1 protein-coding gene is annotated in these 253 nt (G+C 64.8%); it reads right to left on the bottom strand.

Annotated elements, in window-relative coordinates:
- Positions 1-253, bottom strand: a 253-nt coding sequence (locus CH42_RS00085; protein WP_239683885.1) for a GMC oxidoreductase, incomplete at both ends; no start/stop codon positions are given.

Below are 253 nucleotides of genomic sequence, written 5' to 3'. Positions count from 1 at the left end.
GCTCAGGATCCGGCGAATGATCTTCATCCCCTCGATCGAGATGCGCCAGTCGTCCTCGTCGGCCAAGTAGTTGGGGTCGATGATCGGGTTCTCGTCAGGGTCGGCCGAGTTCAGGCGGATCTCACCACGACTCTTCGGGCGGGCGACGTTGGCGAGCACGGTGAAACCGTGGCCCTTGACCTTCTCCGCGGTCCGCTCTCCGTCCTTCCACTGCACGACGACGGGGAGGAAGTGGAGCTGCAGGTCGGGGCGG

This window comes from Leucobacter musarum subsp. musarum, from assembly GCF_001273845.1.
In the GTDB taxonomy this organism is placed as follows: domain Bacteria; phylum Actinomycetota; class Actinomycetes; order Actinomycetales; family Microbacteriaceae; genus Leucobacter; species Leucobacter musarum.
The sequence above is the reverse complement of the archived record's forward strand: the minus strand, read 5'-3'. Positions and strand labels throughout refer to the sequence as shown.